Here is a 22,348-nt window from a genome sequence, read left to right on the forward strand (position 1 = left end):
AAATTATGTCAAGCAATTCATACGATTATGTAAAAGATGCCTTTGCAGCACCCTTAGGAGACTTTATAGCTTCTATTGGAGAAGGAGTTGGAGAAGCGCAAGCTGCCTTAGATGAAGGTTCATTACGTCAAACCTTAGAAATCTATAACAGTGATCCTGATAAATCTCCTGAAATTTTAAAAATGTTGCGAGATGTTGGGTATCAGCCTACGTTTTATACGATACCTAAAACTACGGCCAAAGCAAAAATATCACTATCCATATCACAACAAAGTACAAATGGGTCTGTACAAAACTCTAGAGCATTTAAACCTAAAATGTATGCTACACCGGTAAATGCTTCTAATGCAAATAAATATAACTTAGGATTAAATGCAACTGCAGAAATTCAGTTTGACATTGTACCAGTACCACCTTCTGACACACAAATTATTCGATTTTTACCAAACGTAATTGAAAAAAACGTTTTAGATGATGACGGTATAGAGATTACAAAAAAAGAAGCTTCAAGGAAATTAGAACATTGTTAACCGAATATGGTTTAGAATATAGTTTTGGTGAAACAGTAGATACAGAAAAAGTTACTGATGAGTCTACATTTTCAAAGCAAACTCCAAGTCCAGGAACAATGATTCGAAATGGTAATTCTATATTATTGGAATAGAATACACTTCTATTTTTATTATTCAGAAAAAGTTTAATAAAAATTGTTGTACCCGTATCATAAAAAAGCCTCTCAATTTCTTGAGAGGCTCATCATTTTTAGTAGCGGGAACTGGACTCGAACCAGTGACCTTCGGGTTATGAGCCCGACGAGCTACCTACTGCTCTATCCCGCGATTTGCGGTTGCAAATATACAACCTTTTTCTCGTTTTTTCCAAATAATAGAGCATTTATTTTTCAACTATTTCATAACTTTCTCTATAACAACCCTATAAAAAATATAAAATTCTTACTCAAAACAAACTATCTTTGCCCCATGACACATAAAGCAGGATTTGTAAATATCATCGGAAACCCAAATGTTGGAAAGTCAACCTTAATGAATGCATTGGTTGGTGAAAAACTATCTATCATTACCTCTAAAGCACAAACTACTAGGCATCGTATTCTAGGTATTGTTAATGGCGATGACTATCAAATTATTTTTTCTGATACTCCAGGAATCATAAAACCTGCTTACGAGCTGCAAGAATCTATGATGGATTTTGTTAAATCTGCCTTTGAAGATGCTGATGTGCTTATTTACATGGTAGAAGTTGGTGAAACTGCCTTAAAAAATGAAGCTTTTTTTAACAAAATCATCCATAGTAAAATTCCAGTAATTCTACTATTAAACAAAGTTGATAAATCGACTCAAGAAGAAGTTGAAGAAAAAATTGACTATTGGAAAAAGAAAGTTCCGAGCTCTTATGTATATGTCATTTCGGCTCTTGAAAAATTTAATATAGATACTGTTTTTTATAAAATTATTGAGCTTTTACCAGAATCTCCTCCTTTTTATCCAAAAGATCAATTAACCGATAAACCCGAACGATTTTTTGTGAACGAAAAAATTCGTGAAAAAATTCTTCTACACTACAAAAAAGAAATTCCGTACTCTGTAGAAGTAGAAACTGAAAGTTTTGTTGAAGAAGACAACATTATTAAAATCCGTTCTGTTATTATGGTAGAACGCGAAACACAAAAAGGAATTATCATTGGTCATAAAGGAAATTCTATAAAGCGTGTAGGAACAGAAGCTCGTAAAGATTTAGAACAATTTTTTGAAAAGAAAGTTTTTTTAGATTTATATGTAAAAATAAACAAAAATTGGCGCTCTAACGAACGACAATTAAAGCGATTCGGATATAAAGACTAATCGTTTTTAACGGTTTTCAACAACTTTTTAGTGTAGTCTTTTAATTCATCCATTTGTTTTTTTCCTGTTGACTTACCTAAACTACCCACTAAGTACATTGCAACCCATACAATAGGTAAAACAACTAACATTACTATGGGTAACATGGTTGTTTTTTTTAACGACCAATTGCTATAAGCTACAATAGCAAAAATTAAAAAAGCAGTACCTACCAAAAAATGTAAAAACATAAAAAAAGTCCATATTTGAGGTTTTGGGCCAAACAATCCTTTTATATTTGATTTAGTTTCTGATACCTCTTCAATTTCTATTTGTAGCTGTGGCGACCATAAATGCGATTCCTTTTCTGGCACATCAATCACCACATGATTATCTACAACTCTCATTTTGTATTTAGAAACATCGCTTACGTGTTTCTTAATTCCCTCTAATAAATCCTGAGAATTCATGTCATACTCTAACTGAAAGCGAGGTTTTAAAAAAATTTGATTGTATAATTTATCGTCCATTAAAATAAAAAATTAAGTCCCAGCAATATAGCAAAAACTATATACTCCTTAAAACTCATCACAAATCATTTACTAAATTGTATCTTTGCATAAATTTTTTGCAAAATGAGTATTATTGCGATTGTAGGAAGACCAAACGTAGGAAAATCTACCTTATTTAACCGATTGGTAAAGCGCCGTGAAGCTATTGTAGATTCTGTTAGTGGAGTTACGAGAGATCGTCATTACGGAAAATCTGAATGGAACGGAAAAGAGTTTTCTGTAATTGACACAGGGGGGTATGTAGTTGGTTCTGATGATATTTTTGAAGGAGAAATACGCAAACAAGTTCAGTTGGCTATCGAAGAAGCCGATATTATTGTTTTTGTAGTAGATGTTGAGCAAGGCATTACTCCAATGGATGCCGAAGTTGCTAAAATTTTGCGTCAGGTTGAAAAACCTCTATTCATAGCAGTTAACAAAGTTGACAATGCCATGCGCGATGCCGATGCTGTTGAGTTTTACAACCTTGGTTTAGGAGACTACTACACCATTTCTTCAATAAATGGAAGCGGAACAGGAGAACTGTTAGATGCCATTGCCGAAGAAATTCCTGAACCCGAAGAAGATGAAGAAAAAGAAGAACTTCCTCGTTTTGCTGTTGTTGGACGCCCAAATGCAGGGAAATCATCATTTATCAATGCATTAATTGGAGAAGACAGAAATATTGTTACCGATATAGCAGGAACAACTAGAGATTCTATCGATACCAAATACAATCGTTTCGGATTTGAATTCAATTTAGTAGATACGGCTGGAATTAGAAAAAAATCGAAAGTAAAAGAAGATTTAGAGTTTTACTCTGTAATGCGTGCCGTGCGTGCTGTTGAGCATTGCGATGTTGCTGTGCTGGTTATTGATGCAACTCGTGGTTTTGAAGGGCAAGATGAAAAAATATTTTGGCTAGCAGAAAAAAACCGAAAAGGAATTGTTATTTTGGTGAATAAGTGGGATTTGGTTGAAAAAGAAACCAATACCATGCGTGATTTTGAAGCTACAATTCGTCAGGCAATCGCTCCTTTTACCGATGTTCCTATTATATTTATTTCTGCATTAACCAAACAACGTATCTTCAAGGCAATTGAAACCGCTGTAGAGGTTTTTGAAAACAGAAAACGTCGTATTCAAACAAGTAAGTTAAACGAAACAATGTTGGAGATTATAGAACACAATCCGCCTCCAGCAACCAAAGGTAAATTCATAAAAATAAAGTACTGTATGCAACTACCAACGCATACACCCCAGTTTGCTTTCTTTGCGAACTTACCTCAATATATTAGAGACCCATACAAGCGTTATATAGAAAACCAATTACGTGAACATTACAATTTTAATGGTGTTCCTATGAGTATCTATTTCCGACAAAAATAATTTTAACGTTATTTAACAATAAAAAAGGTAGTTTTTCTTTTTATTTGTAGCCTGTTAAATTTTATTGCTATAAATAATGAAAAAACTACTTTTTGCTTTTACACTACTTTTCGCTAGTTCAATTTTTGCCCAATCGTATCAATTTAAAATCACAGGTGTTGTTGCATCAGAAAAAGATAAAACTCCTATCGAAGCCGCAACCATTCATTTAGAAAAAGCAAAAGATAGCACTGTCGTTACCTACACCATTTCAAACAATAAAGGATTATTTTCTTTAGAAGGTAAAACCTATCATAAAAATGTAAAGTTGTTTATCTCTTATATAGGTATGGATGATTATTCCAAATCGATACAGTTAGATAAAACTCCTAACTTGAATCTAGGAACTGTACTTTTAAAAGAAAAAAGTAATTTATTAAACGAAGTCGTTGTAAAATCTAGAGCACCCATTACGATAAAAAAAGACACCTTAGAATTTAATGTAAAATCTTTTAAAACAAAGAAAGATGCTACCGTAGAAGATCTTTTAAAAAAGTTACCAGGCGTTGAAGTAGATGAAGATGGAAAAATTACCGTAAACGGAAAAGAGGTTAATAAAATATTGGTAAATGGCAAACCCTTCTTTGGAAACGACCCCAGCATTACTACTAAAAATTTAACCAAAGAAATTATTGAAAAAGTTCAAATAACCGATACAAAATCAAAATCAGAAGCATTTGCAGGAGAAAAAGGCGATACGAACAACAAGACTATCAACCTTACCATTAAAAAAGAAAATAATAAAGGGTGGTTTGGTAGAGTCTCAGGTGGTATTGGAACAGACGAACGTTTTGAAGGAGCAGCCATGGTAAACCGTTTTGATAACGACCAAAGATTTAGTGTGTTAGCGAGTACCAACAACATCAACTCTCCTGGATTTAGTTTTGGAGAAATTCGAAAAATGTTTGGAGGCGGTGGCAATATCTGGATTAATGGTAATGGTGGTTTTAATGTTAACGGAAGAAGTTTTGGAGGGGGTAGCGGTATTATTAAATCCAAAACTGCTGGTGCTACCTACGCTGATGAATACGGAAAAGGTCTCGATGCAAACACAAACTATTTTTATTCAGGAAGTAGCTCTAACAACGAATCAAAAAGTAGTAGAGAATACACCCTCCCAGATAGAAAGTATTTCTCGAACTCTACCACTACTTCCGTTGATGAAAACCACAATCATAGTATTGACACAGATTTTGACATCGAAATAGATTCAACTTTTTTGATTAATATCAACCCTTCTTTTGTATTTAACAAAAGAGAAGGAAGCAGCCGCAGACAAGAAGAATCTTTAGACGCAAATAATACGCTTACGAATAGCTTTATCAGTTCCGCCTACTCAGAATCAGAAGCAAATAACTTTCAAAACAGCTTAGATATTACTAAAAAATTGGGCACAAAAGGTTCTTTTATTAAAGCCTCGGTAACCAATCGTATTGATAAAGCAGATACTGAAAGCATTAACAAGTCTACCATAGAAGTTTTTGGAAGCAATCCGAGTACTGAAATTAGAGATCAAAAAAGCGCTACCGAAAGCAACTTAATGGGACTCAATACACGATTTACTTATCGTTTTCCTTTGGTTGCTAAAAAACTCTTTTTAGACACCAAATACACCTACCTGCGTAACGAGCGAGAAAATATAAATAATACCTTCGACTTTAATACTACCACACAACAATACAGTGATTTTAACACTGATTTAAGTTCTGACTTTATCTATAACGACATTGCAAAAATACCCTCGTTAGAATTAGTTTATAAAACAAAAAAGTGGAACGTAAACTTCGAAACTGGTTTTATAAACAGAACACTAGAAAACAACGATAAATTACGCCCCGAATTAAGTTTAGAAAAAAAATACAACAACCTAAATTTAGACGCTAGCTTTAGGTATCGATTCGACTCCAAAGCCTCTGTTTATGTTAACTATTATATAAACAACAATGCTCCTAGTATTAATCAAATTCAACCTTTTTCAAACGTTACCAATCCCTCAAATATAATTACGGGTAATCCAAACTTAAAACCTACGCAGAATCACCGAGTATATATGAATTTTAATAAATATAACTGGCAAGCTCGAACAGGGTTTTGGTTTTATGTAAGTGGTACTCTTTATAAAGACCAGATAATTAGCAATACTACTATTGGTGATGACCTTGTTAGAAATACTACTTTTGAAAACACAGATGGTGGATATGATGCTTGGGGAGGTGGTAATTACAGTAAAAGAATTAAACTAGACTCTCTTACCAGCATTAATCTTAGAGTTGGAGCGTACCTTAACGCTAATAAAAACTTTAATATTTTAAATACTATTAAAGAAGGAGCTAGAACTACTTCTTTACAACCTAACATAAGAGCCACATTTAATTGGAACAAACTCGTAAGCATAGAAACTCGTTACGATATTTCCTTTTCAAATACAAAATACGACATCAATAAGAATCAAAATCAAAATTTTACAAGACATTTAGTTAATATTAGAACGAGAACTAATGTTCCAAAAAAGCTAGAATGGAGAAACGATGTTCGATACACCTACAACCCAAATGTAATTGGTTTTAACAAATCTGCTTGGTTTTGGAACGCTACACTCGCCTACTCTGTATTCAAAGACCAAGGTACCATTAGCTTAAAGGCGTACGATTTACTGAACCAAAATAACAATGTTCGTCGTACTGCTTCGGCAAACTACATAGAAGATTCTGAAAGCACGGTGTTACAACAATACTTTATGCTCGGGTTTAGCTGGAAATTCAATAGCCTTGGAAAAAAAGGAAGCATCAAAGAATATGATTTTCATTTTTAACTCCTTTATGGGTTTTAAAGGAATTTACTATGTAATGCAACGTACTTAAACTATTTTATTTTTAACCACATGATAAAAAGCGTATTTTTAAGAGCGCTTTTTATGATATAATGACACACGAACTCAAAGAAATAATACAGCAAGCTTTTGTAAATCAACAAAAAGGAATAACTAATATACTGGCAACCGTTGTAGATTTAGACGGGTCTTCGTATCGAAAACCCGGAGTTAGAATGTTGCTTTCTTCTGACGGAAAAATAAGCGGTGCTATAAGCGGAGGTTGTGTAGAAAAAGAAGTACAACGCAGAGCACAATCCGTTTTTAAAAATAACATTCCTAAAGTAATAGCCTATGACGGTCGCTATCGTTTAGGCTGCGAAGGAATTTTATATGTTTTGTTAGAGCCATTTGTTATCTCTCCAGAATTTGTCAGTGCCTTTTCTGAAAATAACAAAGAAAGAAACGCATATACCATTACATCATTCTTTACAAAAGAAGACGAAGCATTGGGTAATTTTGGTAGTATCATAGAATTTAATAATTCACAAAAATTTTCTTTTAACACAGCTTTTTCTCTTGATAAAACAGCTGAGCTCACTATTTTCAAGCAATTATTACCCCCCCTATTTCGTCTACTAATTATTGGTGGTGAACACGATGCAGTTAAGTTGTGTACACAAGCAACCCATTTAGGGTGGGAAGTAGCGGTGGTTTGTTCTATAAAAGACCCTAAAACCTTAGCTGATTTTCCAGGAGCAAAATCGGTCACAGCACAAACCCCAGAAACAATTCAACTTTCTCATATAAACAAGCATACAGCCATTGTTATTATGAACCATAACTTTACCTACGACTTACGATGGTTAATTAAATTGCAAGAATATACACCTGCGTATATCGGTATTCTAGGGGCTGCTAAGCGACGTGAAAAATTACTGAACGAACTCTTCGATTTTTCACCTGATATTTCTGATGACTTTTTAGACAAGATACACACACCCGCAGGATTGAACATTGGCGCCGAAACTCCCGAAGAGATCGCCTTGTCTATTCTTGCAGAAATTCTATCGGTAATTCGTAACAAAGAAGTGTTTTCTTTGAAAAAAGTTACAGGAAAAATCCATAATTAATTTGTTAACATGATACATACGGTAATTCTTATCATGGCTGCTGGAAGTGCCTCTCGCATGGGAAAAACAAAACAATTACTTCCTTATAAAAATACTACCTTACTAGAACACGCAATTGAGCAAGCCCAAAAATCCGTTGTAAAAAATGTGTATTGTGTTTTAGGAGCGAATAAAGAAACTATTCAAGAAAAAATTAAACACCATCCTATCGAAATAATTTACAATCCGAACTATAAAAACGGATTAAGTACTAGTATTGCTAAAGGAATTGAATACATACAAGAAAAAAACTTCGATACAGTGCTAATTATGCTGGCAGATCAACCTCATGTTACTTTTGAATATCTTAATTCTCTCATTGAAATTTCAGAAAAAAATCCTTTAAAAATAATTGCTTCCAAATACCAACATACCGTTGGAGTTCCTGCTATTTTTCCAAAAAAGTACTTTCATAATTTGATGAATTTGAAAGGAGACAAAGGAGCTAAAAGTTTTTTAGAAAGCCCTACTGCTGAAATTATAAAGACAACTATCTCTAACAACCTAGTAGATATCGATACCCCAGAAGATTACAAAAACCTACTAGAAAACCCTCGTTTATATTAAAAACCTTACTTTTATTTAAAAAATATGACACCACAAATTGTATTGATTACGGGAGCTCTATTTGGACTATTTGCTGTAGTATTGGGTGCTTTTGGCGCACATGCTTTGAAGAAAATAGCAACTGAAGAACAGATAAAATCATTTGAAACAGGGGTAAAATACCAAATGTATCACGCATTGGTATTATTATTCGCTGGAAGTTATTTTGAAACGCCTGGTTTGGTATTGTATTATGCTTTTACTGTAGGCACTTTTTTATTTTCCTTTAGTATTTATGGTTTGGTATTATCGAGTGCAACAGGTAAAAAAATGAAATTTTTAGGACCTGTTACCCCTTTGGGTGGCTTGCTACTAATTGTTGGATGGATAAGCTTGTTACTAGAGTTTTTATAAAACATCACATTTAATCAATTAAAAATCAAACACGATATATTCAAATCTACCTTTATAAATAAACACACAAGACCTAAAAAAAATCGGATTACAGCGTACAAAACTACCAACCACCAGTAGCACCACCACCACCGAAGCCGCCGCCGCCGAAGCCTCCACCGAAGCCACCTCCGCCTCCAAAACCTCCTGACGAACCTCCGCCGTAACCACCTCTTCCGTAGCTTCCTCTACCAGCATTGCTTAAAATAATCGTATCAAAAATGTCATTCAACGAGTCTGTTCTACGATAATTACCTCTTCCCCCTCCACGATTGCCTCGATTTGCGTTAGAAATAATGATAAAAAATACGATGAGAATAATGACAAATACAATAAATCCGAAATTTCCTCCTCCTGTTTCTTTTCGGCTCCCTTGGTACTCACCGCTCATCACCTTAAAAACAGCATCTACTCCACTGTTTAACCCAGCGTAATAGTCGTCTTGTTTAAAGTAAGGAATAATGTTGTATTCTATAATTTGTCTAGAAACATAATCGGTTAATAAGTGTTCGGTTCCGTAGCCCGTTCGAATGGTTATTTTTCGGTCGTCTTTGGCTAACAGCATGAATATTCCATTGTCTTTCTCTTCACTTCCTCCTATCCCCCATTTATGCGCCCAATTGGTAGCCAAATACCCTATCTCTTCTCCTTGTGTAGAGCTTATAATCGCTACTACTATTTGTGTTGAAGTGGTATCGGAATACTTAATTAGCTTATTTTCTAAACTTGCTTTTTGACTGGGTGATAATAGGTTGATATAATCGTATACACTGGTTTGAAAATCGGGTGTATCAGGTATTTTGAATCCTTGTGAGAAAAGAGTGTGTGCACATAAAAATGCTACAAAAAAAAGAACACCTTTTAAGCTTGACATCTTACAGTTTCTTCTATCTACTACCGTACTATTCTTTATCATATTTTTTGCTTCTGCAAAGACTTTATACTTTTGATATTTCGTCACTTAACTCATTTTCATCATCAATAGTCCACGGAAAATGCGCTTTTAATTCTTCTCCTGCTTTTATTACTCCATCAATAATTCCTTGCTTAAAATTTCCGTGTTGAAAATGGTTTTGAATGGCTTGTTTCGTAGTTTCCCAAAAATTTTCAGGAACGACCTTATCAATACCTTTATCTCCATAAATCACAAACTTATGATCGTCAACTGCGATGTAAATCAACACCGCATTTTGCTCTTTTGTATTGAACATTTTAAGCAATTGAAACACTTCCAGCATCCGATTATAATGCGAAATCTTACTTGTTCGCTCTATATGTACACGGATTTCACCGGAAGTATTTCGTTCTGCTTGTCTAATCGCTAGAACGATTTCCTCTTCTTCTTTCGCCGTAAGAAAATCTTCTACAACAGACATCTATTAATTTTTAAAATCGAAGTTTACATCAGGAGCGTTCTCCGAGCCTGGATCTGCTTTGTAACGTGCCATCTCAGTAAGATTAAATATACCCGCTAACAAGTTCCCTGGAAACATTTTAATATGTTTGTTATACTTATTTACACTTTCATTATAACGATCGCGAGCTACATTAATTCGGTTTTCAGTTCCTTCAAGCTGACTTTGTAGTTCTAAAAAGTTTTGATTTGCTTTTAAATCAGGATAGCGTTCAACCGATACCAATAGTTTAGATAAAGCGCCGCTTAACCCTGCTTGTGCTTGTTGGAATTGCGCCATTTTCTCTGGCGTTAAATTACCAGCATCAATATTTACCGAAGTAGCCTTCGCTCTGGCATTGATTACATCTGTCAAGGTGCTTTTTTCAAAATCGGCTGCTCCTTGTACCGTTTTTACCAAATTTCCTATTAAGTCATTTCGTCGTTGATATGAACTCTCTACATTAGACCAAGCTGTTTTTGCATCTTCTTGGTACGTAATACCTGTGTTGTAAAATCCTTTTGCCCATCCATAGATTCCAAATCCTATAATAGCAAGGATAATGATAGGAAGTAATTTTTTCATAATTTTTGATTGTTTATTGTTATAATTGATTTTTGATTTTTATTAACTCTGCTTTTACCGTTTCTAATCTACTAATAATTTCCTGATTATTTAAGACTCCGTCTGGGTTTTTCTTTAGTTTTTGTTTTGCGCCATCTAAAGTAAATCCTCTTTCTTTTACCAGATTGTAAATAATTTTAAAATTTTGTACATCTTCTTGTGTAAACAACCGATCGCCTTTGGCATTTTTTTTAGGGTTAATAATTTCAAACTCCTTGTCCCAAAATCGAATTAACGAGCTATTTACGCCAAAAGCTTTTGCTACTTCTCCTATTTTATAATATCTCTTCTCAGGTAAGTCTACATACATTTTTCACAGCATTAATCAATACTTAGTCATACGACTGCCCTTTTTGTTGTGATGCTTTTTGCATCTCTATAAACTCTTCAGGAGTTAAATCTCCGTAGTAATAATAAATAGGGTTTACTGCTATTCCATTTTTATGTACTTCATAGTGCAAATGAGGTGCAGCAGAGCGTCCTGTATTTCCAACATAACCTATTAAATCGCCTCTTTTTACTTTTTGTCCTTCTCTTGCTACGGTTTCGCTCATGTGTGCATAAATGGTTTCATAACCATACCCATGATCTATGTACACTACTTTACCATAAGTAGAGCTTCGGTGTGCCTTTTTTATAACACCATTACCAGAAGCAAAAATCGGAGTTCCTGTAGGAGCTGTGAAGTCCATTCCTTTGTGCATACGCCACGATTTTAATATGGGGTGCAAACGCATGCCATAACCTGAAGCCATTCTTTTTAAATCTTCATTTTTTACAGGCTGAATGGCAGGTATCGAAGCTAACATCTTCTCTTTTTCTTTGGCTAACGATACGATTTCGTCTAACGATTTAGACTGAACTACCATTTGTTTTGATAAAATATCTAACTCTTTGGTAACTTTTTTAACCATAGCGCTGTTATCAAACCCATCTAAGTGTTTGTACCTATTTACACCACCAAAACCAGCTTTGCGCTGTTCTTCGGGTATTGGGCTTGCTTCAAAATAGGTTCTGTAAATATTATTATCTCTTTCTTGTAGGTCTGTTAATATTTGGGCGCTTTCTTCCATTTTTTTAGAAAGCAATTCATAATGCAATTTTAAATTTTCTAGCTCTCTTTTTTGTGCGCGTTCTTTAGGAGACATTAAAAACTGGCTAAACCCTATGAAACCAAAGAAAGCAATTAATATAACACTTAGTAAACCTAAAAAAGTTTTCTTATATTTTTCAATTGTTTGTACCTCTATCTTTCGATACGATAACGTCTCTGGATCGTAATAATATTTTACTTTTGCCATAATGCTAAATGTACTATTTTTGTGCTTTTTAAATTAGACATCCATCAGTAGGATATACAATTTGAAAACTCACAAATTTACAAAATCTTTTAAAACTTCTTTTTACAAGCAGTTTTTTAAACAAATTTTAACAAAATACAGATACCTAGAGTTGTATGAAATCTCAAGATATTAGAGCTAAATTTTTACATTTTTTTAAATCAAAACAGCATACAATTGTTCCATCAGCACCTATGGTGTTAAAAAACGATCCTACCTTAATGTTTACCAACTCTGGTATGGCTCCTTTTAAAGAGTTTTTCTTGGGAAACGCTACGCCAAAAAGCAACAGAATTTCTGACAGTCAAAAGTGCTTGCGAGTTTCTGGTAAACACAACGATCTAGAAGAGGTAGGTTACGACACATACCACCACACCATGTTTGAGATGTTGGGTAACTGGAGTTTTGGAGATTACTTTAAGAAAGAAGCGATTGCTTGGGCATGGGAATTATTGACTGAAGTATACCAAATAGATAAAGATATTTTGTATGTAACTGTTTTTGAAGGAGATGAAAAGGACGGTACAAAAATGGACCAAGAGGCATACGATATTTGGAAGCAATACATTGCTGAAGACCGTATCTTAATGGGCAATAAAAAAGATAATTTCTGGGAAATGGGCGAACAAGGCCCTTGTGGTCCGTGTTCCGAAATTCATGTAGATATTCGTTCAGCAAAAGAAAAAGCTACGATTGACGGAAAGTTGTTAATCAATGAAGATCACCCTCAAGTTGTTGAAATATGGAACTTGGTATTCATGCAATACAACCGTAAAGCAAATGGCTCTTTGGTAGAACTTCCTGCAAAACATATTGATACCGGAATGGGTTTTGAGCGTTTATGCATGGTTTTACAAGGAGTTCAATCGAACTACGATACCGATGTATTTACCCCTTTAATTCGAGAAATCGGAACGATTACAGGAGCTAAGTATGGGAAAGATGAAAAAATCGATGTAGCCATTCGTGTTATTGCCGATCATGTTCGTGCCGTAGCTTTTGCTATTGCCGACGGACAGTTACCTAGTAACAATGGAGCAGGGTATGTGATTCGTCGAATTTTACGTCGTGCTATTCGTTATGGATTTACGTTCTTAAACCAAAAAGAACCTTTTATTTATAAATTAACAGAAACCTTATCCCTGCAAATGGGAAAAGCGTTTCCTGAAATAAAAAAGCAAGGCACCTTAGTACATAATGTAATTAAAGAAGAAGAAGCTTCTTTTTTACGCACGCTAGACCAAGGCTTACTATTATTAGATCAAGTTATTGAAACTACCAAAGGAACAGTGGTTTCTGGTAAACGTGCTTTTGAATTATACGACACCTATGGATTTCCGCTAGATTTAACACAGTTAATTGCTCGTGAAAAAGGGTATGAAGTGAATGAAGACGAGTTCAATGCTGGTATGAAAGCTCAAAAAGAACGTTCTCGTGCTGCTTCTGCTAGTGAAACAGGTGATTGGGTTGTTTTACAGGAAGATGATGTTGAAGAGTTTATCGGATACGATATCTTAACTACGAACATAAAACTCACTCGTTACAGAAAGGTGACCACAAAAAAAGACGGAGACCAGTATCAATTGGTTTTTAATATGACTCCTTTTTATCCAGAAGGGGGTGGACAAGTAGGTGATGTTGGGTATTTAGAGGCTCCTAACGGAGATATGACCTATATATTAGATACTAAAAAAGAAAACAATGTAATTATTCATTTTAGTAAAAACCTTCCTAAAAATGTAAACGACACCTTCAAAGCTGTTGTAAACAAAAAGTTTAGAGAGCTCTCAGCAAATAATCATTCTGCTACGCATTTATTGCATCAAGCGTTACGAACTGTTTTAGGAGAGCATGTAGAACAAAAAGGTTCTTTGGTAAACCCAAAACACTTGCGTTTTGATTTTTCTCATTTTTCTAAGGTAACCCAAGACGAACTGCAAGACATAGAAGACTTTGTAAATGCTCGTATTCGTGAGAATTTACCATTGGAAGAAAAAAGAAATATTCCGATGCAGCAAGCTATTGATGAAGGAGCTATTGCTTTGTTTGGTGAAAAATACGGAGATAGTGTTCGTTCCATTCGCTTTGGAAAATCGATGGAGTTATGTGGAGGCACCCACGTAAAACAAACAGGAGATATATGGTATTTTAAGATAAAGTCGGAAAGTGCAATAGCTGCCGGAATTAGAAGAATAGAAGCGATTACCAATGTGGCGGTGGGCGATTATTTTGAAGATGTTGAACGTAACTTTAATACGGTAAAGCAACTCTTGAAAAATCCGAAAGATGTTAGCAAATCTATTAGTGCCCTGCAAGATGAAAATACCCAGCTTAAAAAACAGGTAGAACAACTATTAAAAGACAAGGCTAAAAACATGAAAACTGAACTTAAAAATCAGTTACAAGAAATAAATGGAGTTCAGTTTTTAGCCACAAAAGTAGATTTAGACCCGAACAGTATTAAAAACTTATTGTTTGAATTAGGAGGTGAAATAAACAATCTTTTTGTGGTATTTGCCACTGCTCCTACGAAAGAAAAAGCCATGTTAACGTGCTATATTTCTAAAGAGTTGGCCAATGAAAGAGGCTACGATGCGGGTAAGGTTGTTAGAGAATTAGGAAAACTCATTCACGGTGGTGGTGGTGGACAAAATTTCTTTGCCACGGCTGGCGGTAAAAATCCAGGAGGAATTCCGAAAGCATTAGACAGAGCTAAAGAATATATTGTATAATACAAAAAAGGTTCAGAAAATTCTGAACCTTTTTTTATTGCAATGCTTTTTTATACGTTTCTATCGCTCGTTCTCTAGCGAACTTATGTACTACCATGGGTTGCGGATAGGTTAGTTCCTCAAAATCATGCACCCACTTTTTTACATACTGTAAGTCTTTATCAAACTTTTTAAGTTGCGATTCGGGGTTGAATACTCTAAAGTACGGAGCGGCATCGCAACCCGTACCTGCTGCCCATTGCCAATTTCCGTTGTTTGCCGACAAATCGTAATCTAATAGCTTTTCTGCAAAATAGGCCTCTCCCCAACGCCAATCAATGAGTAAATGCTTACATAAAAAGCCTGCGGTTATCATTCGTACCCTGTTGTGCATATACCCTGTTTCATTCAATTCACGCATCCCAGCATCTACCATCGGGTAGCCTGTTTTTCCTTCACACCAAAGTTTAAATTCTTCTTCGTTATTCCTCCAAGGTACTGCGTCGTATTTTTCCCGAAAATTCTTAGTAACTACCTTTGGAAAATGGTATAGAATCTGCATAAAAAACTCACGCCAAATTAACTCACTTAAAAAAGTAGCATTTGTTTTACATGCAAACCGAACCATTTTACGAATACTTACCAAACCAAAACGCAAATAGGGCGATAAATAAGAAGTACTGTCTCTTGACGGAAAATCTCGTAACTTTTCATACGAATCCAATTCTTTTAAATTGTATGGTTTTACTTCAATTGTACTTTTGGTGAATCCGATTTCCTGAAGCGAAGGAAAACTAGTGATCAATTCGTAAAAACCATCAAAATCTATTTTGTATTCTTGGGCATGTACCTCTTCAGAAAAATGTTTCAACCACTTGTTCTTATAGGGAGTATACACAGTATAAGGAGTTCCGTCGTCTTTTACTATTTCTTTCTCTTCAAAAATTACTTGATCTTTAAAAAGCTGTAGTGTAATGTTTTTTGACGCTAGATATTCTTGAACTTGCTGATCTCTTTGTATCGCATAGGGTTCATAATCTTTGTTAGTATAAACGGAATCGACCGGATATTCATTTATAAGTTCTTCCCAAGCTTCTATAGGGGTTCCTTTCTTAATTACTAAGGAAGATGCATATTCTTTAAGCCTTTCATTAATCTCATTGAGCGTTTGATAAATAAAGGAAACACGCGCATCATTTTTAGGTAATTTTTCTAAAATTTCTTCATCAAAAATAAATACGGGAAGGACTTTTTTTCCTGATTGTAATGCTTCGAACAACCCCTTATTATCTTCTAATCGTAAATCTCTTCGGAACCAAAAAACAGCTAGCTTATTTTCCATTGAATAAGTTTTCTAGTGTTGTATAACGGTGTTCAAAAATTCCTTTTAATTGTTTTTTTATAAAGATTGCTTGTGCGATGTGTCCTAAAAAGCCTAGCGGAATTTTATATGATATTTTATCTTTCATCAACGTTTTTCCGTCTGGTAATTCTTCAAACCAATGTTCGTGATGCCACATACTGTAAGGTCCGAATCGTTGTTCATCTATAAAAAAGGCTTTATCTTCTACTTGCGTTATTTCTGTTACCCAACTAGACTTAATACCTGGTAAAATGCCAACCTTGTAGGTAATTATTTGACCTGCATACGCTTTTTTATCTACTGCTGAAGTTATTTGAAACCCCATGTGACTAGGCGTAATTTTTTGCAAATTTTCAGGAGCACTGAAAAAATCCCAGGCTTTCTCTAAAGAAACATCTAAAACTTGTTCTGTTGCTAATGTATAAATGCCTGAATGTTTTTTAAACTGTATCATACTATTACTATACTACGTTATTTTTTTCCAAATTTTATCAGAGTTCAACTTAAAACTTCCTATGAAATTAAAGTCGCACTCTTGAGGCGCAAGTATCGACAAGAAAAACTCTTGATTTTCTCTTTTATAAAGATGGTACGTGTTGCCTACAATGGGTTCAAAGTTGAATTTAGCACTGTAAATAATTTCGTTGTATTGGTATTCGTTAATAAGGTTATTGTATTGCTTTTTTAGTTCTTGAAAAACTGCTGAAAACTGAGCGTTTGCTTGATGAACATGCTGCTTTTTCCAGCTTACGACATCGGTTGCTTTGATTACAGGAGCCGAAAAACTCGTTGCATAGGGTTTTAAAAAAGCGTCATAAACACCTGACGCTTCATTAAAAACAACATTATCTGGTTTTTTAGACATTGCTTACAGTAGTTTGGTAATTTTCTTGCTGGAAGGTTTGGTCATCGAATAAAAAACATCGATCAGTCTTCCTTCCTCATCTACTAAATATTTTTGAAAGTTCCATTTTACTGAAGAATTTAGCTTCCCATTTTTTTCTTTTTGAGTTAGCCATTGGTACAACGGATGTTGGTTTTCACCTTTTACTTCAATTTTTTCTGTCATCGGAAATTCTACTCCGTAATTCACACTACAAAACGATTGAATTTCTTTGGTGGTTCCTGGTTCTTGTCCTCCAAACTGATTGCATGGTACACCAACAACAACTAATTTGTCTTTGTATTTAGTGTACAGTTCTTGCAACCCTTCGTACTGCCCCGTAAATCCACATTTAGAAGCTACGTTTACGAATAGTATTTTTTTTCCTTTAAACTGACTTAAATCTAACGACTCTCCGTTTATGCTGCTTATTTTCACATCAAATAATGATTCTTTTGGTGTTACTGTTTGTGCATTTCCTAAAAAACTAAATAATGACATGATTAAAACTATTTTTACTGTGTTCATACGTATTATTGAATTGTTATTTTTTCTATGGCTAACGAGAACTGCTCGTCTTTTTTGTTTCCTATTAAAATGGCTATTTCTTCTATTTTATTGGCTGAAAAATTTTCAAAATCAAGTTTACGACCTCTATAGGAAGGATAAAATTCTGCTAAGGATAATATAATTTCTTCTTTTTGATTGGTTGTTTTAAAATTTTGAACGTACCAGTAACGTTGTTCTTTACTGGATTTTAGTCGGAATTGGTATTGTTTCCCATCACCTTTGAGCTTTACTTTTATTACCCTTTTATCTTTTTCAAACGCTACCTTAACTGGCAAGCGTGTCATGGCAAAGCCACCATTGTTTTCGGTAGATACTTCTCCTGAAAAAATAGCCTTCCCTGTTTCATCTATTTTCATAGAAGAATTAGACACTCCTCCCATCACAGTATCGTTGGTAATGTTCCACTCATTTTGGTTACTCTTACCGTCGAAAATTACAATTTCATCATTCATACCTATACAAAGAATTAATAATAGTATCCATTTCATCTTATTTACTTACAATTTTACACTTACAATACCTGCATCGATAGGAATTATTTGTCCTGTGATGGCTGCAGCATCGTCTGATAGCAGATAGCTTGCTAAACTTGCTACTTCTGCTGGTTTCAAATATTTTTTTAAAGGATGCCTATTTTGCAAACTTTCTTGTTGTTTTTCATTTCGCAGCAATCGAGTAGCTAACGGAGTATCGGTAACTGTGGGTGCTATGGCATTGAATCGAATTTTTGTTGCATATTCGGCAGCTAACGATTTTGTAAGTCCTTCTATTGCCGACTTACTCGTAGCAATACTCGCATGAAAAGGCATTCCTAAAAAGGATGCTACGGTGCTAAATAACACTACGCTTCCGTTGTTTTTGGCCAAAGAGCTTTCATAGGCTTTTAGTGTTTTAATTGCTCCCATCACGTTGATCTCGAAATCGTTTTGAAAATCCTCTATCTTCAATCTAGAAAAAGATTTAAGATTGATACTCCCTGGGCAATACACCAAGCCATGAATATCATCCTCTAATATTGGAAGTTCGTCTTTAACAACATCGCATGAATAATGATTGAGATTTTTATGGCTTTCTGGTTCAGTTCTACTAATATTGATGATTTTATGCTGGTCTTTCAAAGTATCAATAATAGCTTTTCCTATACCACTACTACCACCTACTACTACGATTGTTTTCATAACCTCCCTTTTAATCTTTTTTCTACTTTTTGTTTGATGACCGTAATACGCTTCATAATATCCATTAATTGTTTGTCTTTATTCTTTTTGTACACTTCGTTAATAGACAACACAATTTCCTTGGCTTTACGTGAAGCTATTATTTTTTCGTTTCTGCTTTTGAATGATTTGTAGTTTCTTTCAAACTCTAAGGCTTCTTGAATTAAGTTTACGGTGCTCATTTTAAATAGTTTTGAAGTTCAACAATTTTCTCTGGCGTATTAAATACACCCCCATAAAAACAAGTAACTGTTGATGAAGAATCGTCTTTGATTCCTCTAGATGAAACACACAAGTGCTTGGCATCTATAATTACAGCTACGTCTTTGGTGTTTAATATATTTTGTAAATCTCTGGCTATTTGATTGGTTAATCGCTCTTGTACTTGAGGTCTTTTTGCATAATACTGAACAATTCTGTTCAACTTTGACAATCCAATTACCTTTCCTGACGAGATATAGGCTACATGAGCTTTTCCTATAATTGGCACAAAGTGATGCTCGCAGTTAGAGTAAAATTGAATGTCTTTTTCTACCAACATTTGATTGTATTGATACTTATTGTCAAACAAGGCAATTTGTGGCTTATTTTCTGGATTCAATCCTGAAAAAATTTCATCGATATACATTTTCGCTACTCTTTGAGGAGTTCCTTTTAAAGAATCGTCGGTTAAATCTAAGCCCATTGTTCTCATGATTTCCTCAAATAAATAGGCTATTTTTTCTTTTTTTCTTCATCAGAAACTAAAAACGCTTCATCGATCATGGGTGTTTCAATACCTGTACACATGTGGTTGTCTCCAATATCCTCAACTGTTAAATCATTCTTAACAGGGGTATTCAACAAAGTTTCTAGGTGTTTCATAAAGTTTTATTTTAATGTCTAAATCACGCTCTATTACTTTTCTTAAGCGGTTATAAATTACAACAGCTATGTTTTCAACTGTTGGATTTAACTCTTTAAATTCTGAAACCTCAACATTTAAGTTTTTGTGATCTAGGGGTTCTAGTATTTCTTTTTTAATATGGTTTGATAAAATTTTCGTGTCAATTACATAACCCGTTTCTTTATGTATGGTTCCGATAATAGTGACTTCTAGTTCGTAATTATGTCCGTGAAAATTCGGATTGTTGCACTTTCCAAAAACTGCCGTATTTTTAGCTGCAGACCACGACGGATTGTGCAACCTATGCGCTGCGTTAAAATGTTCTTTTCTAGTAATGGCTACTCTTGGCTCTTTCATTTATCGCTTGGCTATGTTATTATTACTAATGCTTTTTTGTCGTGTACACTTAAATCTACCTTTTACAAAATCTCTTTTTGCCTGATGCTTGGTCGCTCTACCTTGTACTCGTTTTCTCCATAATCGAAAGCTTGAAGGTTTTAACTCTCTTCGCATGAGTTGTATAACCTCTTGTTCTTTCAAGCCAAACTGGTATTCAATGGCATCGAAGGTAGTACGGTCTTCCCAAGCCATTTCGATGATTCTATCTACTACCCTATCTGTCATACGCATACTCTTGTTTGAACGCTATCTTTAGGTTCATCATTTTTCTTATAAACTTTTGATTCTCTCTGTAATTCTTGTCTTTTCTAAACCGTATAAAGTTGGCATCTGCATAAATGCTAAAAGACTCATTTTTATATACGACCAGCTTATAATAAGGAATTGTCCAACAAAAGCGTTGTAGTTTTTTGGTTACAAAAACAAGAATGCCTCCAGGGCGCAACTCTATATTTCCGTAATTCAAATCACTCGTGTCTGAAATTAATTCTTTAAAATTTTCACTAACCTCCTCTATAATCATTTTTCCAGAGCCTATTCCATTTAATTTTATAGACTTAAAAAAATTGAAACGGGCACCCACTATGTGGTTTATTATCAACTGATTTTCTTTATTGGTATGTGTTACATTGAATAGCATTTCTTTACTTTACTACGTGTTTTTTTAATATTCGATAATTATCTTGAATTACTTCTGGGTCTTTGCGCATTTCCCAAATAGTTTTTGATGCTTTTTTTCTAGAAGTATCAATATTTACAATCGGCTTAGGATACTCTTTTCCAAGATTGAAATTGTAGAGTTTTTGCTCTAAAGCTGTCATTTTAAATGGTTGATGCTTGAAAGCAACAGGCAAATGCTTTACCTCTGGAACCCATTTACTTATAAACAAGGCATCTGGGTCATGCTCTAATCCGTTTTTTATAGGATTGTATATTCTAATGGTATTGATTCCTGTTTCACCTGCCTGCATTTGTAGCTGCGGAAAATGAATACCAGGCTCAAAATCTAAAAATAGTTTCGACAAGTACTTTGAGGCTTCTTGCCAAGGCTGCCATAGGTTATGAATAAAAAAAGAAACTAACATTGCTCTCATTCTAAAATTCAAATAACCTGTACTTATTAAACAGCGCATACAGGCATCTACAAACGGAATTCCTGTTTGTCCTTTTTTCCAAGCCTCTATGTATCTTTCAGTCACTTCTTTCTTCAACTTTCGAAAGCCTTTGTTAATGCTTTCTTTTTCCATAATACACTCCATTTCAAATTTTTGAATAAAGTGTGCTTGCCATCGCAATCGTGAAATAAAGGCATCTATGGCTCTTTTATTTTCAGCTACTGGTCTTATCTTTCTTGCTGCTTGGTATACTTCTCTTACTGAGAGATTTCCCCAAGCAATGTAAGGCGACAATCGACTACAACTCTCTCTAGCCTCTGTTGGTTTAGAAATATGTTTTGTATAATAAAGGTATCGCTGATTTAAAAAGCTATGTAGGTATTTTAATCCTTCTACTCTTCCTCCTTTTTGAAAAAAGCCTTCGTTTTTGGTTTCTAGGTTTACTTCTTTTAGGTCTTTGGCTATGGTAGTTATCTCCTCAGAAGATACAAATGTATTCGATGCAAAGCTGGGTGCAAATTGTTCTGAATTCATAAAGCTTTCCCAATCTTCTATCCAAAGCTCTCTATTTTCTCTTCCTCTAAACACCCCGTTGTGAATGTTCTCTTTCCATACAATGTCATTGTTATTACAAAACCTCTTAAAAGCTTTGTCTCTATGATAGGTTTTGAGTAACCCTGTTTCTTGATGCGAAAAAACTTGTGTGGTATTGGTAAGTGATTTGATATAACTAAAGAAAGGAATTACTTCGGAGTTTACCGCTAAAACACGTGTACCGTATTTAGATAGTGTAGCGTTCAAGTCGGCAATAGATTCTTTGATAAAGTGCCAATGACGTTCAGAATAATGTTCGTCTTTCAGTAAACTGTCTTCAAAAATATACACTAACAACACCTTCTTACCAGAATTTACGGCATTAAAAACAGCTTCGTTATCGTGTAAACGGAGGTCTCTTTTAAACCAAACAATTGCTATTTCTTCTTGTATCTTCAATTTGTAAATGATTGTAAATCAAATATACAAAATTTTTGTTTAACTATTAATTA

Annotated in this window: 25 protein-coding genes, 1 tRNA gene and 1 pseudogene; 8 read left to right on the plus strand and 19 right to left on the minus strand. The window is 34.5% G+C overall.

Annotated features, from left to right (window positions below; all coding sequences use genetic code 11):
* Positions 1 to 5 precede the first annotated feature (5 nt).
* Positions 6 to 530 (plus strand): hypothetical protein, encoded by a 525-nt coding sequence (locus P8625_RS08970; protein ID WP_279650131.1) that lies wholly within the window; start codon positions 6 to 8, stop codon positions 528 to 530.
* Positions 531 to 766: 236 nt separating this feature from the next.
* On the opposite strand, the gene P8625_RS08975 is transcribed toward P8625_RS08970, so the two are convergent.
* A tRNA-Met gene (locus P8625_RS08975) sits at positions 767 to 839 on the minus strand.
* Between the two features lie 141 nt (positions 840 to 980).
* On the opposite strand from P8625_RS08975, the gene era reads away from it, so the two are divergent.
* Positions 981 to 1,862, plus strand: a complete 882-nt coding sequence (gene era, locus P8625_RS08980) for a GTPase Era (RefSeq protein WP_279650132.1) — start codon at positions 981 to 983, stop codon at positions 1,860 to 1,862.
* On the opposite strand, the gene P8625_RS08985 is transcribed toward era, so the two are convergent.
* Positions 1,859 to 2,371, minus strand: coding sequence for a GTP-binding protein (locus P8625_RS08985; protein ID WP_279650133.1), 513 nt, complete (start codon positions 2,369 to 2,371; stop codon positions 1,859 to 1,861). The two genes, era and P8625_RS08985, sit on opposite strands and share 4 nt — an antisense overlap.
* 105 nt (positions 2,372 to 2,476) lie before the next feature.
* Between P8625_RS08985 and der the strand changes: the two genes are divergently transcribed.
* From der to P8625_RS09010, 5 genes are all read left to right on the plus strand, one after another.
* Positions 2,477 to 3,781, plus strand: coding sequence for a ribosome biogenesis GTPase Der (gene der / locus P8625_RS08990; RefSeq protein ID WP_279650134.1), 1,305 nt, complete (start codon positions 2,477 to 2,479; stop codon positions 3,779 to 3,781).
* A 76-nt stretch (positions 3,782 to 3,857) separates the two neighbouring features.
* Positions 3,858 to 6,632: an outer membrane beta-barrel protein gene (locus P8625_RS08995; protein ID WP_279650135.1), complete on the plus strand. Its 2,775-nt coding sequence runs from the start codon at positions 3,858 to 3,860 to the stop codon at positions 6,630 to 6,632.
* Positions 6,633 to 6,742: 110 nt separating this feature from the next.
* Positions 6,743 to 7,762, plus strand: a complete 1,020-nt coding sequence (locus P8625_RS09000) for an XdhC family protein (protein WP_279650136.1) — start codon at positions 6,743 to 6,745, stop codon at positions 7,760 to 7,762.
* A gap of 9 nt (positions 7,763 to 7,771) precedes the next feature.
* Positions 7,772 to 8,368, plus strand: a complete 597-nt coding sequence (locus tag P8625_RS09005) for a nucleotidyltransferase family protein (RefSeq protein ID WP_279650137.1) — start codon at positions 7,772 to 7,774, stop codon at positions 8,366 to 8,368.
* Positions 8,369 to 8,392: 24 nt separating this feature from the next.
* Positions 8,393 to 8,761: a DUF423 domain-containing protein gene (locus tag P8625_RS09010; RefSeq protein WP_279650138.1), complete on the plus strand. Its 369-nt coding sequence runs from the start codon at positions 8,393 to 8,395 to the stop codon at positions 8,759 to 8,761.
* Positions 8,762 to 8,864: 103 nt separating this feature from the next.
* On the opposite strand, the gene P8625_RS09015 is transcribed toward P8625_RS09010, so the two are convergent.
* Genes P8625_RS09015 through P8625_RS09035 form a run of 5 tightly spaced genes read right to left on the minus strand, consistent with a single transcriptional unit; the run spans position 8,865 to position 12,119 of the window.
* Positions 8,865 to 9,716, minus strand: coding sequence for a TPM domain-containing protein (locus P8625_RS09015; protein ID WP_279650139.1), 852 nt, complete (start codon positions 9,714 to 9,716; stop codon positions 8,865 to 8,867).
* Positions 9,717 to 9,738: 22 nt separating this feature from the next.
* Entirely contained in the window at positions 9,739 to 10,176 is a 438-nt protein-coding gene (locus P8625_RS09020; RefSeq protein WP_279650140.1) for a TPM domain-containing protein, read from the minus strand.
* A gap of 3 nt (positions 10,177 to 10,179) precedes the next feature.
* Complete coding sequence (locus P8625_RS09025; protein WP_279650141.1) at positions 10,180 to 10,779, minus strand: LemA family protein; 600 nt, start codon at positions 10,777 to 10,779, stop codon at positions 10,180 to 10,182.
* 19 nt (positions 10,780 to 10,798) lie between these two features.
* Positions 10,799 to 11,128, minus strand: a complete 330-nt coding sequence (locus P8625_RS09030; protein ID WP_279650142.1) for a MerR family transcriptional regulator — start codon at positions 11,126 to 11,128, stop codon at positions 10,799 to 10,801.
* Between the two features lie 22 nt (positions 11,129 to 11,150).
* Positions 11,151 to 12,119, minus strand: a complete 969-nt coding sequence (locus P8625_RS09035; protein ID WP_279650143.1) for a M23 family metallopeptidase — start codon at positions 12,117 to 12,119, stop codon at positions 11,151 to 11,153.
* Between the two features lie 155 nt (positions 12,120 to 12,274).
* On the opposite strand from P8625_RS09035, the gene alaS reads away from it, so the two are divergent.
* The gene (alaS, locus tag P8625_RS09040; protein WP_279650144.1) at positions 12,275 to 14,890 is read left to right on the plus strand and encodes an alanine--tRNA ligase; all 2,616 of its coding nucleotides are present in this window, start codon (positions 12,275 to 12,277) and stop codon (positions 14,888 to 14,890) included.
* 34 nt (positions 14,891 to 14,924) lie between these two features.
* Here alaS and P8625_RS09045 read toward each other — a convergent pair whose 3' ends face one another.
* The 12 genes and pseudogenes from P8625_RS09045 to P8625_RS09100 form a co-directional block, all read right to left on the minus strand.
* Entirely contained in the window at positions 14,925 to 16,211 is a 1,287-nt protein-coding gene (locus P8625_RS09045; protein ID WP_279650145.1) for a cryptochrome/photolyase family protein, read from the minus strand.
* On the minus strand, positions 16,201 to 16,686 hold the full coding sequence (locus P8625_RS09050) for an SRPBCC family protein (protein WP_279650146.1): 486 nt from the start codon (positions 16,684 to 16,686) through the stop codon (positions 16,201 to 16,203). Before P8625_RS09050 ends, P8625_RS09045 begins: the two co-directional genes overlap by 11 nt.
* 12 nt (positions 16,687 to 16,698) lie before the next feature.
* Complete coding sequence (locus P8625_RS09055) at positions 16,699 to 17,097, minus strand: DUF2452 domain-containing protein (RefSeq protein WP_279650147.1); 399 nt, start codon at positions 17,095 to 17,097, stop codon at positions 16,699 to 16,701.
* A 3-nt stretch (positions 17,098 to 17,100) separates the two neighbouring features.
* Complete coding sequence (locus P8625_RS09060) at positions 17,101 to 17,643, minus strand: glutathione peroxidase (RefSeq protein ID WP_407704733.1); 543 nt, start codon at positions 17,641 to 17,643, stop codon at positions 17,101 to 17,103.
* A 5-nt stretch (positions 17,644 to 17,648) separates the two neighbouring features.
* Positions 17,649 to 18,173, minus strand: coding sequence for a CIA30 family protein (locus tag P8625_RS09065; RefSeq protein WP_279650148.1), 525 nt, complete (start codon positions 18,171 to 18,173; stop codon positions 17,649 to 17,651).
* 9 nt (positions 18,174 to 18,182) lie between these two features.
* Positions 18,183 to 18,863: an SDR family NAD(P)-dependent oxidoreductase gene (locus P8625_RS09070; protein ID WP_279650149.1), complete on the minus strand. Its 681-nt coding sequence runs from the start codon at positions 18,861 to 18,863 to the stop codon at positions 18,183 to 18,185.
* Positions 18,860 to 19,084, minus strand: a complete 225-nt coding sequence (locus tag P8625_RS09075; RefSeq protein WP_279650150.1) for a hypothetical protein — start codon at positions 19,082 to 19,084, stop codon at positions 18,860 to 18,862. The genes P8625_RS09070 and P8625_RS09075 overlap by 4 nt, the downstream gene beginning before the upstream one ends.
* Positions 19,081 to 19,766: pseudogene (gene folE / locus P8625_RS09080) on the minus strand (GTP cyclohydrolase I FolE). Before folE ends, P8625_RS09075 begins: the two are co-directional and overlap by 4 nt.
* Positions 19,729 to 20,145 carry a 6-pyruvoyl trahydropterin synthase family protein gene (locus P8625_RS09085; protein ID WP_279650151.1) on the minus strand — a complete coding sequence of 139 codons (417 nt, stop codon included), beginning with the start codon at positions 20,143 to 20,145 and terminating at the stop codon, positions 19,729 to 19,731. Before P8625_RS09085 ends, folE begins: the two are co-directional and overlap by 38 nt.
* Positions 20,146 to 20,418, minus strand: coding sequence for a TIGR03643 family protein (locus tag P8625_RS09090; protein ID WP_279650152.1), 273 nt, complete (start codon positions 20,416 to 20,418; stop codon positions 20,146 to 20,148).
* Complete coding sequence (locus P8625_RS09095; protein ID WP_279650153.1) at positions 20,402 to 20,827, minus strand: hypothetical protein; 426 nt, start codon at positions 20,825 to 20,827, stop codon at positions 20,402 to 20,404. Before P8625_RS09095 ends, P8625_RS09090 begins: the two co-directional genes overlap by 17 nt.
* Before the next feature lie 4 nt (positions 20,828 to 20,831).
* Positions 20,832 to 22,295 (minus strand): cryptochrome/deoxyribodipyrimidine photo-lyase family protein, encoded by a 1,464-nt coding sequence (locus tag P8625_RS09100; protein WP_279650154.1) that lies wholly within the window; start codon positions 22,293 to 22,295, stop codon positions 20,832 to 20,834.
* Positions 22,296 to 22,348 lie beyond the last annotated feature (53 nt).

Source organism: Tenacibaculum tangerinum (genome assembly GCF_029853675.1).
In the GTDB taxonomy this organism is placed as follows: domain Bacteria; phylum Bacteroidota; class Bacteroidia; order Flavobacteriales; family Flavobacteriaceae; genus Polaribacter; species Polaribacter tangerinum_A.

Bases quoted from the DNA above. Each gene is read 5' to 3' on its own strand.
- P8625_RS08970 (WP_279650131.1), top strand. From the start codon at position 6: ATGTCAAGCAATTCATACGATTATGTAAAAGATGCCTTTGCAGCACCC.
- era (WP_279650132.1), top strand. From the start codon at position 981: ATGACACATAAAGCAGGATTTGTAAATATCATCGGAAACCCAAATGTT.
- P8625_RS08985 (WP_279650133.1), bottom strand. From the start codon at position 2,371: ATGGACGATAAATTATACAATCAAATTTTTTTAAAACCTCGCTTTCAG.
- der (WP_279650134.1), top strand. From the start codon at position 2,477: ATGAGTATTATTGCGATTGTAGGAAGACCAAACGTAGGAAAATCTACC.
- P8625_RS08995 (WP_279650135.1), top strand. From the start codon at position 3,858: ATGAAAAAACTACTTTTTGCTTTTACACTACTTTTCGCTAGTTCAATT.
- P8625_RS09000 (WP_279650136.1), top strand. From the start codon at position 6,743: ATGACACACGAACTCAAAGAAATAATACAGCAAGCTTTTGTAAATCAA.
- P8625_RS09005 (WP_279650137.1), top strand. From the start codon at position 7,772: ATGATACATACGGTAATTCTTATCATGGCTGCTGGAAGTGCCTCTCGC.
- P8625_RS09010 (WP_279650138.1), top strand. From the start codon at position 8,393: ATGACACCACAAATTGTATTGATTACGGGAGCTCTATTTGGACTATTT.
- P8625_RS09015 (WP_279650139.1), bottom strand. From the start codon at position 9,716: ATGATAAAGAATAGTACGGTAGTAGATAGAAGAAACTGTAAGATGTCA.
- P8625_RS09020 (WP_279650140.1), bottom strand. From the start codon at position 10,176: ATGTCTGTTGTAGAAGATTTTCTTACGGCGAAAGAAGAAGAGGAAATC.
- P8625_RS09025 (WP_279650141.1), bottom strand. From the start codon at position 10,779: ATGAAAAAATTACTTCCTATCATTATCCTTGCTATTATAGGATTTGGA.
- P8625_RS09030 (WP_279650142.1), bottom strand. From the start codon at position 11,128: ATGTATGTAGACTTACCTGAGAAGAGATATTATAAAATAGGAGAAGTA.
- P8625_RS09035 (WP_279650143.1), bottom strand. From the start codon at position 12,119: ATGGCAAAAGTAAAATATTATTACGATCCAGAGACGTTATCGTATCGA.
- alaS (WP_279650144.1), top strand. From the start codon at position 12,275: ATGAAATCTCAAGATATTAGAGCTAAATTTTTACATTTTTTTAAATCA.
- P8625_RS09045 (WP_279650145.1), bottom strand. From the start codon at position 16,211: ATGGAAAATAAGCTAGCTGTTTTTTGGTTCCGAAGAGATTTACGATTA.
- P8625_RS09050 (WP_279650146.1), bottom strand. From the start codon at position 16,686: ATGATACAGTTTAAAAAACATTCAGGCATTTATACATTAGCAACAGAA.
- P8625_RS09055 (WP_279650147.1), bottom strand. From the start codon at position 17,097: ATGTCTAAAAAACCAGATAATGTTGTTTTTAATGAAGCGTCAGGTGTT.
- P8625_RS09060 (WP_407704733.1), bottom strand. From the start codon at position 17,643: ATGAACACAGTAAAAATAGTTTTAATCATGTCATTATTTAGTTTTTTA.
- P8625_RS09065 (WP_279650148.1), bottom strand. From the start codon at position 18,173: ATGAAATGGATACTATTATTAATTCTTTGTATAGGTATGAATGATGAA.
- P8625_RS09070 (WP_279650149.1), bottom strand. From the start codon at position 18,863: ATGAAAACAATCGTAGTAGTAGGTGGTAGTAGTGGTATAGGAAAAGCT.
- P8625_RS09075 (WP_279650150.1), bottom strand. From the start codon at position 19,084: ATGAGCACCGTAAACTTAATTCAAGAAGCCTTAGAGTTTGAAAGAAAC.
- P8625_RS09085 (WP_279650151.1), bottom strand. From the start codon at position 20,145: ATGAAAGAGCCAAGAGTAGCCATTACTAGAAAAGAACATTTTAACGCA.
- P8625_RS09090 (WP_279650152.1), bottom strand. From the start codon at position 20,418: ATGCGTATGACAGATAGGGTAGTAGATAGAATCATCGAAATGGCTTGG.
- P8625_RS09095 (WP_279650153.1), bottom strand. From the start codon at position 20,827: ATGCTATTCAATGTAACACATACCAATAAAGAAAATCAGTTGATAATA.